This window comes from uncultured Bradyrhizobium sp. (genome assembly GCF_947648125.1).
GTDB lineage: Bacteria > Pseudomonadota > Alphaproteobacteria > Rhizobiales > Xanthobacteraceae > Bradyrhizobium.
On the sequence record NZ_CANSMR010000009.1, the window covers coordinates 175,334 to 190,484 of the forward strand.

Annotated in this window: 12 protein-coding genes; 10 read left to right on the forward strand and 2 right to left on the reverse strand. The window is 65.1% G+C overall.

Features of this window, described 5'->3' with window-relative positions:
• Positions 1-10: 10 nt before the first annotated feature.
• Positions 11-817, reverse strand: coding sequence for a 2-oxo-hept-4-ene-1,7-dioate hydratase (hpaH, locus tag Q0030_RS18550; RefSeq protein ID WP_298369931.1), 807 nt, complete (start codon positions 815-817; stop codon positions 11-13).
• A 110-nt stretch (positions 818-927) separates the two neighbouring features.
• On the opposite strand from hpaH, the gene hpaR reads away from it, so the two are divergent.
• Positions 928-1,461: a homoprotocatechuate degradation operon regulator HpaR gene (hpaR, locus tag Q0030_RS18555; protein ID WP_298369934.1), complete on the forward strand. Its 534-nt coding sequence runs from the start codon at positions 928-930 to the stop codon at positions 1,459-1,461.
• A gap of 25 nt (positions 1,462-1,486) precedes the next feature.
• On the opposite strand, the gene Q0030_RS18560 is transcribed toward hpaR, so the two are convergent.
• Positions 1,487-2,482 (reverse strand): GntR family transcriptional regulator, encoded by a 996-nt coding sequence (locus Q0030_RS18560; RefSeq protein ID WP_298369937.1) that lies wholly within the window; start codon positions 2,480-2,482, stop codon positions 1,487-1,489.
• Positions 2,483-2,771: 289 nt separating this feature from the next.
• Here Q0030_RS18560 and Q0030_RS18565 point away from each other — a divergent pair, with 289 nt between their 5' ends.
• The 9 genes from Q0030_RS18565 (at position 2,772) to Q0030_RS18605 (ending at position 15,150) form a co-directional block, all read left to right on the forward strand.
• Positions 2,772-3,917 carry an ABC transporter substrate-binding protein gene (locus Q0030_RS18565; RefSeq protein WP_298369939.1) on the forward strand — a complete coding sequence of 382 codons (1,146 nt, stop codon included), beginning with the start codon at positions 2,772-2,774 and terminating at the stop codon, positions 3,915-3,917.
• A gap of 72 nt (positions 3,918-3,989) precedes the next feature.
• Complete coding sequence (locus Q0030_RS18570) at positions 3,990-4,865, forward strand: branched-chain amino acid ABC transporter permease (protein ID WP_298369942.1); 876 nt, start codon at positions 3,990-3,992, stop codon at positions 4,863-4,865.
• Positions 4,862-6,634, forward strand: coding sequence for a branched-chain amino acid ABC transporter ATP-binding protein/permease (locus tag Q0030_RS18575; protein WP_298369945.1), 1,773 nt, complete (start codon positions 4,862-4,864; stop codon positions 6,632-6,634). Before Q0030_RS18570 ends, Q0030_RS18575 begins: the two co-directional genes overlap by 4 nt.
• The gene (locus Q0030_RS18580) at positions 6,634-7,362 is read left to right on the forward strand and encodes an ABC transporter ATP-binding protein (protein WP_050406791.1); all 729 of its coding nucleotides are present in this window, start codon (positions 6,634-6,636) and stop codon (positions 7,360-7,362) included. Before Q0030_RS18575 ends, Q0030_RS18580 begins: the two co-directional genes overlap by 1 nt.
• 36 nt (positions 7,363-7,398) lie before the next feature.
• Positions 7,399-8,484, forward strand: a complete 1,086-nt coding sequence (locus Q0030_RS18585) for a malate/lactate/ureidoglycolate dehydrogenase (RefSeq protein WP_298369949.1) — start codon at positions 7,399-7,401, stop codon at positions 8,482-8,484.
• Between the two features lie 39 nt (positions 8,485-8,523).
• Positions 8,524-9,300 carry an aldolase/citrate lyase family protein gene (locus Q0030_RS18590; protein WP_298369952.1) on the forward strand — a complete coding sequence of 259 codons (777 nt, stop codon included), beginning with the start codon at positions 8,524-8,526 and terminating at the stop codon, positions 9,298-9,300.
• Positions 9,301-9,495: 195 nt separating this feature from the next.
• Positions 9,496-11,019 carry an altronate dehydratase family protein gene (locus Q0030_RS18595; RefSeq protein WP_298369954.1) on the forward strand — a complete coding sequence of 508 codons (1,524 nt, stop codon included), beginning with the start codon at positions 9,496-9,498 and terminating at the stop codon, positions 11,017-11,019.
• A 226-nt stretch (positions 11,020-11,245) separates the two neighbouring features.
• A complete protein-coding gene (locus tag Q0030_RS18600) occupies positions 11,246-11,749 on the forward strand; it encodes a GDSL-type esterase/lipase family protein (RefSeq protein ID WP_298369957.1) in 504 nt (167 codons plus the stop codon).
• Between the two features lie 134 nt (positions 11,750-11,883).
• Positions 11,884-15,150, forward strand: coding sequence for a transglutaminase family protein (locus Q0030_RS18605; protein WP_298369960.1), 3,267 nt, complete (start codon positions 11,884-11,886; stop codon positions 15,148-15,150).
• Position 15,151 lies beyond the last annotated feature (1 nt).

Sequence of the window (15,151 nt, forward strand, 5' to 3'; positions counted from 1 at the left end):
GCTGAGTGCGTCAGGCGAAGTAGCAGCTCACGGAACCGTAAGGTCCGTAGTCGGCCTGGATGGTGTCGCCCTTGCGGGTCTCGATCGGGCGGATGAAGGAGCCTGCCAGCACGATCTGTCCGGCCTCCAGCGCCAGCCCGTTCGGGGCGATCTTGTTGGCGAGCCACGCCACCGCGGTCGCCGGATGATTCAACACGCCGGCGGCGAGACCGGTTTCCTCCAGCTGGCCGTTGCGGAAGCACAGCGCGCCGATCCAGCGCAGGTCGGCTTCGAGCGGGCGGATCGGCCGGCCGCCGAGCACGATGCCGGCATTGGCGGCGTTGTCGGCGATGGTGTCGAAGATCTTGCGCGTCGCCTTGGTCTCGGGGTCGACGCGCTCGACCCTGGTATCCAGAATCTCCAGCGCCGGCACCACGAAGTCGGTGGCGTTGAGCACGTCGAACAGCGTGCAGTTCGGCCCTGCGAGGCGATGCTTCATCACGAAGGCGAGCTCGGCCTCGACGCGGGTTGCGATGAAGCGGTCGGTCGGCACCAGCCCGCCATCGGCAAAGAACATGTCGTCGAGCAGGATGCCGGAATCCGGCTCGTCGATATTGAGCGCGCTCTGCATCGCCTTCGAGGTCAGGCCGATCTTGTGGCCCTTGACGACGCGGCCCTGCGCCACCTTCATCTCGACCCAGGCCTTCTGAATCGCGTAAGCGTCTTCGAGGGTAATGCGGGGGTATTCCAGCGAGAGCTGGCGGATTTGCTTGCGGGTCTTTTCCGCATTGTCGAGCCGCTCGGCGGCAGCGCGGATATCGTCCTTGGAGAGGGCCATGCGTGCTACACAAAAGTGGATGTCGGGAGATGATTAACATGTTAAGTGAATTCCCGCAAACTGAATCAGAGCATGTTGCAATGCAAAAGTTTGCCGTGGTGAATTGAGCGATGGCGCGCAAAAATTCGAACGACATGCGGTCAGGGCAGGGCGACGATCCGTCTTCGCGACGGACCCCGATGCGCGAGTTCTCACGCTCGCTGCCGATGTCGCTGCTCCGTGCGCGCGAGGCGGTGATGCGGCAATTCCGTCCGTCGTTGCGCAATCACGGGCTGACCGAGCAGCAGTGGCGGATCCTGCGTGCGCTCACCGCGGTCGATGAGATCGAGGTCACCGAGCTCGCCCGCGTGGCGTTTCTGCTCGGCCCGAGCCTGTCGCGCATCCTGCGCGATCTCGACGCCCGCGCGTTGATCGAGCGCAAGGCGGCGGAGAATGACGGGCGGCGCGCGGTGGTCTCGATCTCCGCCAAGGGGTTGAAGCTGATCGAGGCGGTGGCGCCGACGTCGGAGGCGATCTACGCCGAGATCACACGACGATATGGCGCGCGCAAGCTTGCCGAGTTGCACGAAATGCTGGGCGCGCTGGAGGCAAGTCTCGCCGGCATGGGCTCGGCCGATGATGCCGAAGTCGAGGCCGACGAGTAGTCGCGACGATGCGCGACCTTGCCGCTCAGGCCATGTAGGGGACGCGCGAGATCACGTTGATGGCGCGGAATTCGGCAATCCAGCCGGCGACCTTGGAGTGCGACCATTCGATATGGCGGCGCAAGGTCGCGGCGGCCGCCTCGCCGTCGCGCGCGCGCAAGGCTTCGAAGATCACCAGATGCTCGTCCATGAAGGAATCGATCTGCGGCGCGGTCAGCGCGACCTGGATGTGCTTGCCGATCACGAAGGCGCAGTGGGTGCGCTTGAGGGCTTCGATCATCTCGCGATTGGTGCCGTAACCCAGGCAGCGGATGTGGAGGTCGCCCTCGATCTCATCGAGCTCGCCGACGCCGACGCGGCTGCGGAATTGGATGCCCTCGCGCAGCCGCTCCGCCATCCGGTCAAGCAGGGCGGCGGGAATCCTCGCCGCAGCGGATTTGAGCAGCAGCGGCTCGAGGGTTGCGCGCACCTCGAAGATGTCGCGGAGGCGATCCTCATCCAGCGGCACGACGTACCAGTGCGCCTTGGCGCCTTTCTCCAGGATTCCGATCGCCTGCGCACGTAGCAGCAGATTGCGCGCAACCGTGCGCCCCACACGGAAGTGCCGTGCCAGCGCGAGCTCGCTGACGCGGAAGCGCCCGAACAGCGACCGGTAGATGATCTCGCGTTCGAGCTTGTAATAGAGTGCATCCCAGGCGTCGCTGCGCACCGCCTCGACGGGGCCGTCGGTCAGCCCGAACATCTGCGGCGTGATCGGGACGCGCCGCGGGTCGACCTGGCGCTTGCCGGCGATCACGCCGCGGCCGTCGAACCGGCGCACCAGGCCGATGCGCTCGAGCTGTTCGAAGGCCTGCCGTACCGGCGAGCGGCTGGAGCCGAACAAGGTCGCGATCGCCGATTCGGAGAGAACCGTGCCGGCTGGCACGTCACCGGCCCGGATGTGCCTTGCCAATGCGCTCTTGATCAGCGCGTAGGCCGGCTGTTTCCGTCTGGTCTGCGATTTCGCTCTTGGAATCGACATCGATGACTGCCCGCCGGTCACACTATCACGTGATCCCGTCATGGTCGCTGGTAGCAGGCATTTACGCACCGTTGCCAGCGAACTTTTGACTATTGCGTGCAATGTGCAATCATGTTTAGCTATGTCACACGCCAGATTGATGGTCGCCGTTGCGCGTCTTGTGCGCTGCAGCGGCGCTCACGTTTGTTCGCCGCGCCGATTGATGGCTGCGGATAGGACAGCAGATCGACGCGTCAGCTCGTTTCAACGCAGCCGACATGCAAGTTCGGCGCACCAAAGGGAGGATTGAATGAAACTGACGAGGCGTGAGTTTTCCGCCGGCTTGGCGGCAGGTCTCGCTGCTCCCGCGCTGATGCGCAGCGCTTGGGCGCAAGGGGCGACGATCAAGATCGGCATGTGCGTGCCGGTGACCGGACCGGCTGCGGAGCAGGGCCTGTGGGCCCAGAACGGCGCCAAGCTGGCGCTGGCCGCGGTCAATAAGGCCGGTGGCGTGCTCGGCAAGCAGGTCGAGCTCGTCATCGAGGACGATCAGACCACCAATCCGGGCATCGTGCTGGCGTTCTCCAAGCTCGCCGCGCAATCCGACATCGTTGCCTTCCTCGGCTCGATCCGCTCGACCCAGGTGCAGGCGATGGCGCCCGACGTGATCAAGGTCGGCAAGCCCGTGATGATCGGCGGCACCAATCCCGATCTCACCCATTCCGGCAATCCCTGGTTGTTCCGCTTCCGCCCGAATGACAATTATTCCGGCCGCGTGATCGCCGATTTCGGCGTCAACACGCTCGGTAAGAAGAAATGGGCGATCGTGCATTCCACCGACGCCTTCGGCACCGCGGGCGGCAAGGCGCTGTCAGAGGCGCTGACCAAGCTCGGCGCGCCGCCGGTGCTTGACCAGGGCTACGCCAACCAGAGCCAGGACTTCACCCCGGTCGTGCTGGCCGTGAAGCAGTCCGGCGCTGACGTGCTCGGCACCTATTTCACCTTCGAGAACGATCTCGGCATCTTTGCCCGGCAGTTACGCCAACTCGGCGTCAACATCCCCTGGGTCGGCTCGCCCTCGGTGGTGGCGGTCTCCTCGACCAAGCTCGCCGGCCCGGCGCTGTTCGGCACCTACGGGGTCGCCGACTTCGCCGAAGATTCGAGCGATACCGCGAAGGCGTTCGGCAAGTCCTATCGTGATGCCTACAAGACCGCGCCCGACAACCAGGCCGCCTGGCCGTATGATGCGATCACCATCCTGTCGGCGGCGATCAACAAGGCCGGTTCGACCGATCCGACCAAGATCCGCGACGCCATCCTGGCGACGCAAAAATTCGCCGGCGCCGAAGGCGAGTACAATTTCGACAAGAACGGCGACGGTCTGCACGGCTACAACGTCGTGAAGAACGACAAGGGCAAGATCGTCTACGACAAGCACATCGACTTCAACGATTGATCGCGGCTCGGCCTCGCCGGCGAAACCGGCGAGGCCGATCTTCTGCGCACACTGTTCGGATCGAGCGCCGTCATGGATCTGGTCTTACAACTGCTGTTCACCGGCATCGGCATCGGCGCGGTCTACGCGCTGGTGGCGCTCGGCTTCGTGCTGATCTTCCGCGCCACCAACGTGGTGAACTTCGCGCAGGGCGAATTCTCGATGGTCGCCGCCTATCTGATGGTGGTGTTCTCGGTCGATCTCGGCTGGCCTTACTGGCTGTCGTTCCTGATCGCGCTCGCCGGCATGGCGCTGTTCGGCGTCATCTTCAATCTCGGCGTCTACTATCCGCTGCGCCACCGCACCTATCTGCCTGTCATCATCGCCACCATCGGCGCCTCGATCTTGCTGTCGAACTCGGTGCTGGCGATCTACGGTCCGCAGCCGCAGGTGCTGCAGGGCTGGTTCGAGACGCCCGGCATCCAGCTCGGCCCGGTCTATCTCGACAGCCAATATCTGCTGATCATTGGCGTCACGATCCTCCTGGTGCTGTTCAACTTCTGGTTCTTCGAGAAGACGCTGCTCGGCAAGAAGCTGCAGGCGACCTCGCAGGACAAGGAGATGGCCTCGCTGCTCGGCATTTCCGTCTCCACCATGATCATGATCACCTTCATCTACTCGGCCGTGCTCGGCGGTCTCGCCGGCATCCTGGTGGCGCCCGTGCTGTTCGTCTCGATCCAGATGGGCTCGACCATCGCGCTGAAGGCGTTTGCCGCGACCATCATCGGCGGCTTCGGCGACGTCGCCGGCGCCATCGTCGGTGGTCTGGCGCTCGGCGTGATCGAGACGTTCGGCGCCGCCTATATCTCGGTGCCGTACAAGGACGGCTTTGCCTTCCTGGTGCTGATCGCTTTCCTGGTGTTCCGGCCGCAGGGCATCTTCGGCGAACGCGTCGCGGAGAAAGCATGAGCGCCAGCGACAACATGATCCCGGCGCCAGCCGTGCGCTCGAAACCGCTGATCATCCGTCATCTGCCGTATTTCGTCGGCGCGGCCGCGCTGGTGGCGCTCGCCGCCGGCATGCAGTTCGACGGCTACATCCTCAATATCCTGCTGCAGGCGACGACCTTCTCGATCGCGGTGTTCGGGCTTTCGGTCGTGCTCGGCTTGTGCGGCCAGATCAACCTGGCGCAGGCCGCGTTCTTCGGCTTCGGTGCCTATGCCGTCGGCCTCGGGACTGCCGACCTGCATCTGAACTTCTGGCTCTGCCTGGTTGGCGCCTGCGCGATCACGCTGGTCGCCGGCGCGTTTCTGGGCATGTCGACGTTGAGGCTGGGCGGGCATTATCTCGCGATGGTGACGATCTCCTTCCAGCAGATCGTGACGCTGGTGATGATCAACGCCATCGGCGTGACCCACGGGCCGGACGGCGTCGCCAACATTCGCCGGCCCGAGCTGTTCCAGTCCTCGCAGAGCTATCTCGCCTTCTGCGTCGCGATGCTCGCGATCGTCGGCTATCTGGTCTGGCATCTGCCTGACACCAAGCTTGGCCGCGCCATGCGCGCGGTGCGCGATAACGAGCTCGCGGCCGGCGTCAACGGCATCGACGTGTTCCGCACCAAGGTCTACGCCTTTGCGGTATGCGCGGTGCTCGGCGGCCTCGCGGGCGGCTTGTTCGCCGGCGGCTTTGCCTATGTCAGTCCGGACCAGTTCTCGTTCGCGGAATCCATTCAGTTCCTGACCATGTCGCTGCTCGGCGGCGTGGCCTCGCCGATCGGCTCGGCGATCGGCACCGGGCTGTTGATCCTGATCCCGGAATGGCTGCGCTTCCTGAAGAGCGTGCCGGGCCTCTACCTCGCGATCTACGGCCTGTCGGTGATCCTGATCATCCGCTTCATGCCGGACGGCATCTGGGGCTTCGTGTCCGATGCGTTCACGCGCTGGCGCGCCCACACCAAGGCGCCGCCGGTTGCCGGAGCGCTCCTGCTCAAGCCCGCGACGACTGGCGGCGACATCGTGCTCGAAGTCACCGGGCTCTCGAAGCATTTCGGCGGCCTCAAGGCGGTCGACGGCGTCGACATCGCGGTGAAGCGTGGCAGCGTGCATGCGCTGATCGGACCGAATGGCTCGGGCAAGACCACGACGCTGAACGTGCTGTCCGGTCTCTACAAGGCGACCGCGGGCAAGATCGTGCTCGACGGCACCGACATCACCAGCATGGCGCCGCATCAGCGCACTGCGGCGGGTCTCGGACGCACCTTCCAGAACATCCGCCTGTTTCGCTCGATGACGGCGCTCGAGAACGTCGAGATCGGCGCCGAGCGGCCCGGCAACACCATGATCGGGAAGGGCGACGATGCGCTGACCGAGCGCGCGATGGAGGCGCTGACCTTCGTCGGTCTCGGCAACCGCGCCAACGAGCTGATCTCGAGCTTCTCCTATGGCCACCAGCGCCTGATCGAGATCGCCCGCGCGCTGGCGTCGAACCCGACCCTGCTGCTGCTCGACGAGCCGGCCGCCGGCCTCAACTCGACCGAGAAGCTCGAGCTGCACGAGCTGCTCAAGCGCATCGCAGCGCAGGGTCTCACCATCCTGATCATCGATCACGACATGACGTTGGTCTCGGAAGCCGCCCAGCACATCACCGTGCTGAACTTCGGACGCCGCATCGCGGACGGCGAGTCCATGGCGGTGCTGCGTCATCCCGACGTCGTCTCCGCCTATCTCGGGAGCGAATGATGCCGCTGCTCGAAATCCGCAATCTCGTGGTCCGCTACGGCGAGATCGAGGCCCTGCGCGGCGTCACCATCGCCGTGGAGCAGGGCCAGGTGGTCACGCTGCTCGGTGCCAATGGCGCCGGCAAGTCGACCACGCTGCGCGCGATCTCAGGCCTCGCCAAGCCCGCCTCCGGCGACATCCTGTTCGACGGTCATTCGATCGCGGGCCTCGGGCCGGAAGCGATCGTGCGGCTCGGAATCTCCCATGTGCCGGAAGGCCGCCGCGTGTTCCCGGGCCTCACCGTGAAAGAGAACATCATGCTCGGCGCGTCGAACCGGAAGGTCGGGGCGTCGCAGATCTCGCGCGAGGCCGACGCGATGTTCGACCTGTTCCCGGACATCCGCGCCTTCTCCAACGCGCTCGGCTGGACGCTGTCCGGCGGCCAGTTGCAGATGGTCGCGGTCGCGCGCGGGCTGATGGCCAAGCCGCGGCTGCTGCTGCTCGACGAGCCGTCGCTTGGGCTCGCGCCCGTGATCGTACAGGCGGTGTTCCGCATCATTTCGCAGATCAGGAAGGACACCACGGTCTTGCTCGTCGAGCAAAATGCGCGCATGGGACTTTCGGTCGCCGATCACGGCTTCGTCCTGGAAACCGGGCGGATCGTGCTGGGCGGCAAGCCCGACGAATTGTGGGGCAACGAAGCCATCGCCGCGGCCTATCTCGGCGGTCATGCCAAAACCCACGCCTGACAATTCACTGTGCTGTATCGAGCGAGCTAGTTTTTCATGGTCACCATCAAGGTCGATAACCTCATCAACTTCGTCTCCGAAGTGTTTTCGCATTCGGAGTCCTCTCCGGAAGAGGCAAAGCGCATCGCGACCTACCTGACGACCGCGAACCTCACCGGCCATGACAGCCACGGCGTGATCCGCGTGCCCGTCTATGTCCGTTGGAAGAAGATGGGCTCGATCGTGCCGAACCAGACCCCGGAGGTCGTCGTCGACACGCCGTCGCTCGCGGTGGTCGACGGCAAGTTCGGCTATGGCCAGACCGTCACGCCGGTTGCAGTGAGACTCGGCATCGAGAAGTGCAAGAAGGCGGGGCTCGCCGCCGTCGCGCTGCGCAACTCGGGCCATCTCGGCCGCGTCGGCGACTGGGCCGAAATGGCCGCCGCCGAAGGCCTCGTCTCGGTTCATTTCGTGACCGCTGCGGGCTCGCTGCTGGTCGCGCCTTACGGCGGTGTCGAGAAGCGGCTGTCGACCGCGCCGTATTGTGTCGGCATTCCGCGCCAGGGCCAGGATCCGATCGTGCTGGATTTCGCGACATCCGTTGTCGCCGAGGGCAAGTGTCTTGTGGCGAGCCGTGGTGGCAAGAAGCTGCCGATCGGCGCGCTGGTCGATGCCGACGGCACGCTCAGCGAGGATCCGCACGTGCTGTATGGTCCGTACACATCAGACGGGCCGCGCGACCACACCAAGGGAACCGGCGCGATCCGCGCCTTCGGCGATCACAAGGGCTCTGGCCTTGCCTTCATCTGCGAATTGCTTGGCGGCGCGCTGACCGGCACCGGCGCGACGTCGTCGGACCGGCGTTTCGCCAACGGCATGATGGCGTTCTACATCGATCCCAAGGTGATCGACACCAGCAATTTCTTCGACGGCGAAATCACCCGCTACACCGATTTCATCCGCGCCACGAAGCCGATCGCGGGCACGGAGTCCGTGCTGGTTCCGGGCGATCCCGAGCGGAAAACCCGTGCCGATCGCACCAGGAATGGCATCCCCTTGCCTGACGACACCTGGGCGGCGATAGTGAATACCGCGCGCGAAGTCGGCGTCAGCGAAGTTTCGATCCAGCGGGCGACCAGCTGAGGCTCGTCCCCCAATAAACCGCAAAGGGAAACGCGATCAATGGCAAACAAGGTCAAGCAAGTCTGGGCATCAGGCAAGGCGGTGGTGAACGCGTGGCTCGCGATCCCCTCCGGGTTCTCGGCCGAAGTGATCGCGCAATGCGGCTTCGACAGCGTCACCGTCGACATGCAGCATGGCGTGCAGGATTATCAGTCGATGGTGCAGTGCTTCCAGTCGATGCATGCCCATCCGGTCACGCCGATGGTCCGTGTGCCGTGGAATGAGCCGGGCATCATCGGCAAGGTGCTGGACGGCGGCGCCTACGGCGTGATCTGCCCGATGGTCAACACGCCGCAGGAAGCCAAGAACCTGGTTTCCTATGCCAAGTATCCGCCGAAGGGCGTGCGCTCCAACGGCCCGATCCGCGCCGGCATGTACGGCTCGGCCGGCACCTATCAGCAGACCGCCAACGACGAGATCGTGCTGCTGCCGATGATGGAGACCAAGACCGCGGTCGAGAACATGGAAGCGATCCTCGATGTCGAAGGCATCGACGGCGTCTATATCGGTCCGTCCGATCTCGGCTTCTCCTACGGTCTGGTGCCGAAGCTCGATCGCGATGAGCCCGAGATCCTCAAGATCTACGAGAAGATCATCAAGGAATGCGGCAAGCGCGGCCTCAACCCGGGTATCCACTGCTCCGGCGCCGAGGGCGCGGAGCGCGCGATCAACATGGGCTTCAAGCTCGTGACGCTGTCGAACGAAGTCGGCCTGATGCAGGTCTACGCAAGGATGCAGGTCAATCAGACCCGAGAGAAGTCCGGCGGCAAGGCGTAAGATCTGTCCGCAATGTTAGCTCTGCTCCCTCGCCCCGCTCTTGCGGGGAGAGGGTTGGGGTGAGGGGCTTCTATCCGGCGAGCACCATCTTTGTAACTGACATTGTGCCTCGCCCCTCACCCGGATTGCTGACGCAATCCGACCTCTCCCTGCAAAGAGCGGGGAGAGGTGAAGAAAACACCAAGGAGAACTCCCATGGCCTCGGCTCAAGTGATCCGTCTGCACGCCGACGACAGCGTCCTGATCGCGCGCGCGAGCCTGCCGCCGGGGCTGGAGGTCGCCGACGGCATCACCACGGTCGATCGCATCCCCGCGGGGCACAAGGTCGCGATCAAGCCGATCGCGGCAGGCGAGCCGGTCCGGCGCTACGGCCAGATCATCGGCTTTGCGACCCAGCCGATCGCGCCCGGCCAGCACGTGCATACGCAGAACTGCGGGATGGGCGATTTTGCCAAGGACTATGCCTATGGCGTCGACGTCAAGCCGGTGCCGAACTTCGATCTGCCGGCGACCTTCGAGGGTATTCGCCGCGCCGACGGCCGCGTCGCGACGCGCAACTATATCGGCATCCTCACCTCGGTGAATTGCAGCGCTCATGTCGCCGGCATCGTCGCCGACATGTTCAAGAAAAATCCGTTCACCGGCGACAACCCGCTGGCCGATTTCCCGAATGTCGACGGCGTCGTCGCGCTGACCCACAAGACCGGCTGCGGCATGACCCAGGACGAGCCGTTGGCGCTGCTTCGCCGCACGCTCGGCGGCTATGCCCGGCACGTCAATTTCTCTAACGTCATTGTCCTCGGCCTCGGCTGCGAGGTGAACCAGATCGGCGGCCTGATGCAGGAACAGAAGCTCGCCGGCCGTCTGCGTGCGATGGACATCCAGGAGGTCGGCGGCACGCGCAAGACCGTGGAGGCCGGCGTGGCCTTCGTGAAGGAAGCGCTCACCGACGCCAACAAGGTCAAGCGCGAGGCGGTGCCGGCGAGCGAGTTGACCGTAGCGCTGCAATGCGGCGGCTCGGATGGTTATTCCGGCGTGTCGGCCAATCCGGCGCTCGGCGCGGCGAGCGATCTGCTGGTCCGCCACGGCGGCACCGTGATCCTCTCGGAGACGCCGGAGACCTACGGCGCCGAGCATCTGCTAACCCGTCGCGCCGTCAGCCGCGAGGTCGGCGAGAAGCTGGTCGGCCTGATGCGCTGGTGGGAGGAATACACCCAGCGCGAAGGCGCCGAGATGAACGCCAATCCGAGCCCCGGCAACAAGGCCGGCGGCCTCACCACGATCCTTGAGAAGTCGCTCGGCGCGATGGCCAAGGCCGGCAGCACCAACCTCGTCGATGTCCTGCACTACGCCGAGCCCGTCACCAAGAAGGGTTTTGTGTTCATGGACACGCCCGGCTACGACCCGGTCGCCGCCACCGGGCAGGTCGCCGGCGGTGCCAACCTCGTCTGCTTCACCACCGGCCGTGGCAGCGTGTTCGGCTGCAAGCCCGCGCCGTCGATCAAGCTCGCCACCAACACGCCGATGTACAAGCGGATGCAAGACGACATGGACGTCAATTGCGGCACCATCCTCGACGGCGAGGAGAGCGTGCAGGAATGCGGCCAGCGCATCTTCGACCTGATCCTCAAGACCGCCTCGGGCCAGCCGACCAAGAGCGAGAGCTTTGATTTCGGCGGCGCCGAGTTCGCGCCGTGGGTCCTGGGCGCGACGATGTAGTTTAGGGCTGCGATCTAGCCTTATACTCCGCTGTCGTCCCTGCGAAAGCAGGGACCCATACCGCGCGATCTATCGATTGAAGGCGGTCGCAGACACCTTCCGCATGACCACGGCCGGTGGTTATGGGTCCCTGCTTTCGCAGGGACGACAAGGAAGTACGTTGGCGAATGAAGCTTCCCGGATTACGCTTCGCTCCATCCGGGCTACGGACTGAATGGGGGGCAAGATGCGCGCGCGCCGATTGGGAATCATCGGATGCCTCGCATTCCTCGCCGCCTTCAGTCTCGGCGTCGGTTCGGCTGACGCCGCAACCATCGTGGCACTCGGCGCGAGCAACACCTACGGCAAGGGCGTGGCGCGTAACCAGGCCTATCCCGCGCAGCTCGAAGCGATCTTGCGGGCGAAGGGGTTGAGCGTCCGCGTCGTGAACGCCGGCATCAATGGCGACACCACGGAAGGGATGCTGCAACGTCTGGACCGCGCCGTGCCGAACGGGACCCGTGCGGTGATTCTACAGCCGGGCGGCAATGATCGGCGCAAGGGCAGCCCCGACCGGACCGCGGATATTCAAAGCCGCCTCAGCGCCCGTGGCATCGCGGTGGTCATGCTCTCCAACGGGATGCTGCACGGGCTGCCCCATCAGCCCGATGGTGTGCATCTGACCCCCGAGGGCTATCACATGCTCGCCGAGCAGCTTGCGTCGCAGGTATCCGGCGCGATCGGGCGCTAGCGATCACGTAGCCCCGTTGGCTCCATCCGGGCTACGGCTTCGCCCTTGCCTTGGGCAACCGCTGCCCGTTGTTAGTGCTTGATCCATACCGGAACCAGTGTTCTGCTCAAAAAAGCTGCTGGAGTCCTCGGTCCGTGTCGATCTTCGTCGCACTGCATCACGTCACGCACTACAAATACGATCGGCCGATCGATCTCGGGCCCCAGACCATTCGGCTCCGGCCCGCGCCGCATACTCGCACGCCGATCCTGAGCTATTCGCTCAAGGTCACGCCATCAAATCACTTCGTGAATTGGCAGCAAGACCCGCAGGGCAACTGGCTGGCGCGCTACGTGTTTCCGGAGAAGGCGACCGAGCTCAAGGTCGAGGTCGACTTCACCGCGCAGATGACGGTGGTCAACCCGTTCGACTTCTTCGTCGAGCCTTACGCCAACGGCTTTCCGTTCGAATATCCCGCCGATCTCAAGACCGAGCTCGCGCCCTATCTTGAGACCGACGAGCCGGGCCCATTGCTCGCGGCCTACCTGAAGGAGATTCCGCGCCAGGCCGACTCGACCGTCAATTTCCTGGTCGCGCTGAACGCGCAGCTGCAGAAGAAGATCGGCTACGTGATCCGCATGGAGGCCGGCATCCAGACGCCGGAGGAGACGCTGGCCGCGGGCTCCGGCTCCTGCCGCGACTCGGCGTGGCTCTTGATCCAGGCGCTGCGCCATCTCGGGCTCGCCGCGCGTTTCGTCTCCGGATACCTGATTCAGCTGCGGCCCGACATCGATCCGCTCGAGGGGCCGCGCGAGGTCGAGAGCGATTTCACCGACCTGCACGCCTGGGCCGAAGTCTATCTGCCGGGTGCGGGCTGGATCGGGTTCGATGTAACCTCCGGCATGCTGACGGGCGAAGGGCACATCCCGGTCTGCGCCACGCCGCACTACCGCTCGGCAGCCCCGGTGACGGGTACTGCGGGCTTCGCCAATGTCGAGTTCGGCTTCGAGATGAGCGTCAAGCGGATCCGCGAGGCGCCGCGGATCACCAGGCCGTTCTCCGACCAATCCTGGGCGCGGCTCGACCGGCTCGGCGAGCAGGTCGATGCAGACCTGGCGAAGGACGACGTGCGGCTGACCATGGGCGGCGAGCCGACCTTCGTCTCGGTCGACGATCTGGAATCGCCGGAGTGGAACGTCGCCGCGGTCGGTCCGACCAAGCGCGCGCTGGCCGACGAACTGATCCGCAAGCTGCGCACGCGGTTCGCGCCCGGCGGCCTGCTGCATTACGGCCAGGGCAAATGGTATCCCGGCGAGAGCCTGCCGCGCTGGGCGTTCGGCCTCTATTGGCGCAAGGACGGCAAGCCGATCTGGAAGAACGCCGGCCTGATTGCTTCAGTCGAAAATCCGGGCAAGGCTGAGATCGCCGATGCGGAGCGCCTCGCAATCGGCATCGCCGCGCGGCTTGGCCTGAAGGCCGACTACGTCAGGCCGGCCTTTGAGGACACTGCGTTCTGGCTTGAGCGCGAGGCCGGCTTGCCGGCCAATGTCAGCCCTGCGAATTCCAAGCTGACCGATCCGGAAGAGCGCGCACGGCTGGCGCGGGTGTTCGACGAGGGGCTGACCACGCCGAAGGGCTACGTGCTGCCGATCCAGCGCTGGAGCCCGCTCGGCGATCGCGTGCCGGCGCGCTGGCGCAGCGAGCGCTGGAAGATCCGGCGCAGCCATCTGTTCCTCTTTCCGGGCGATTCCCCGCTGGGCTTGCGGCTTCCGATCTCTTCGCTCGAACACGTCGCGCCGGACGACTTTCCTTACATCATCGAGCAGGATCCGATAGCGCCGCGCGATGCATTGGGGGAGATCGATCCGGATCTGAAGCAGGCGCTCAAGGACATTGAAGAGCCGCTGCCGGTGCGCACCGCGATGTCGATCGAGGTGCGCGACGGCGTGCTGTGCGCCTTCATGCCGCCGGTCGAGAAGGTCGAGGACTATCTCGAGCTGATCGCCGCGATCGAGGCCGCCGCCGAAGAGCTGCAACTGCAAGTCCACGTCGAAGGCTACGCGCCGCCGTTCGATCCGCGGATCGAGGTGATCAAGGTGACGCCGGACCCCGGCGTGATCGAGATCAACGTGCAGCCGGCACAAAGCTGGCGCGAGGCCGTCGACATCACGCTTGGCCTCTATGAGGACTCCGCGAAGACGCGGTTAGGGGCCAACCGTTTCCTGATCGACGGCCGCCACACCGGCACCGGCGGCGGCAACCACATCGTGGTCGGCGGCAGCAAGCCGGAGGATTCGCCGTTCCTGCGCAGGCCCGACCTGCTGAAGAGCCTCGTGCTGTACTGGCAGCGCCATCCGTCGCTGTCCTATCTGTTCTCCGGCATGTTCATCGGCCCGACCAGCCAGGCGCCGCGCATCGACGAGGCGCGGCATGACGGGCTCTATGAGCTCGAGATCGCGCTGTCGCACGTGCCGCCGCCAGGCATGGATGCGCCGCTGTGGCTGGTCGATCGCCTGTTCCGGCACATCCTGGTCGACATCACCGGCAACACCCATCGCGCCGAGATCTGCATCGACAAGCTCTATTCGCCCGATGGCCCGACCGGCCGACTCGGCCTGGTCGAATTTCGCGCGCTCGAAATGCCGCCCGATCCGCGGATGTCGCTGGCGCAGCAGCTCTTGATCCGCGCGCTGATCGCCAAGCTGTGGCGCGAGCCGCAGCAGGGCAAGTTCGTGCGCTGGGGCACCGCGCTGCATGACCGCTTCATGCTGCCGCATTTCCTTTGGGAGGATTTTCTGGGCGTGCTCGCCGAGCTCAAGCAATCCAGCTACGACGTCGAGCCGGAATGGTATCAGGCCCAGCTCGAATTCCGCTTCCCCGCCTTCGGCCGCATCCATCACGGCGGCGTCGGCCTCGAGCTGCGGCAGGCGCTCGAGCCCTGGCACGTGCTGGGCGAGGAGGGCACCGCCGGCGGCACCGTGCGTTACGTCGATTCCTCGGTCGAGCGGTTGCAGGTGAAGGCGACCGGTTTCGTCGAGGGCCGCCACGTCATCACCTGCAACGGCAGGCGGATGCCGATGACCGAGACCGGCCGCGCGGGCGAGGCGGTCGCCGGCGTGCGCTTCAAGGCCTGGCAGCCGGCTTCCGGCCTGCATCCGACCATTCCCGTACACGCGCCGCTGACGTTTGACCTGATCGATAGCTGGAACGGCCGCTCGCTCGGCGGCTGCGTCTATCACGTTGCCCATCCCGGCGGCCGCAACTACGAGACCAAGCCGGTCAATTCCTACGAGGCCGAGGCGCGGCGGCTGGCGCGCTTCCAGGAACATGGCCACACCCCCGGCAGGGTCGAGCCGCCGCCGGAGGAACGCACAATTGAGTTTCCCTTGACCCTCGACTTGCGGACGTCGCTCCTGCAGTAAT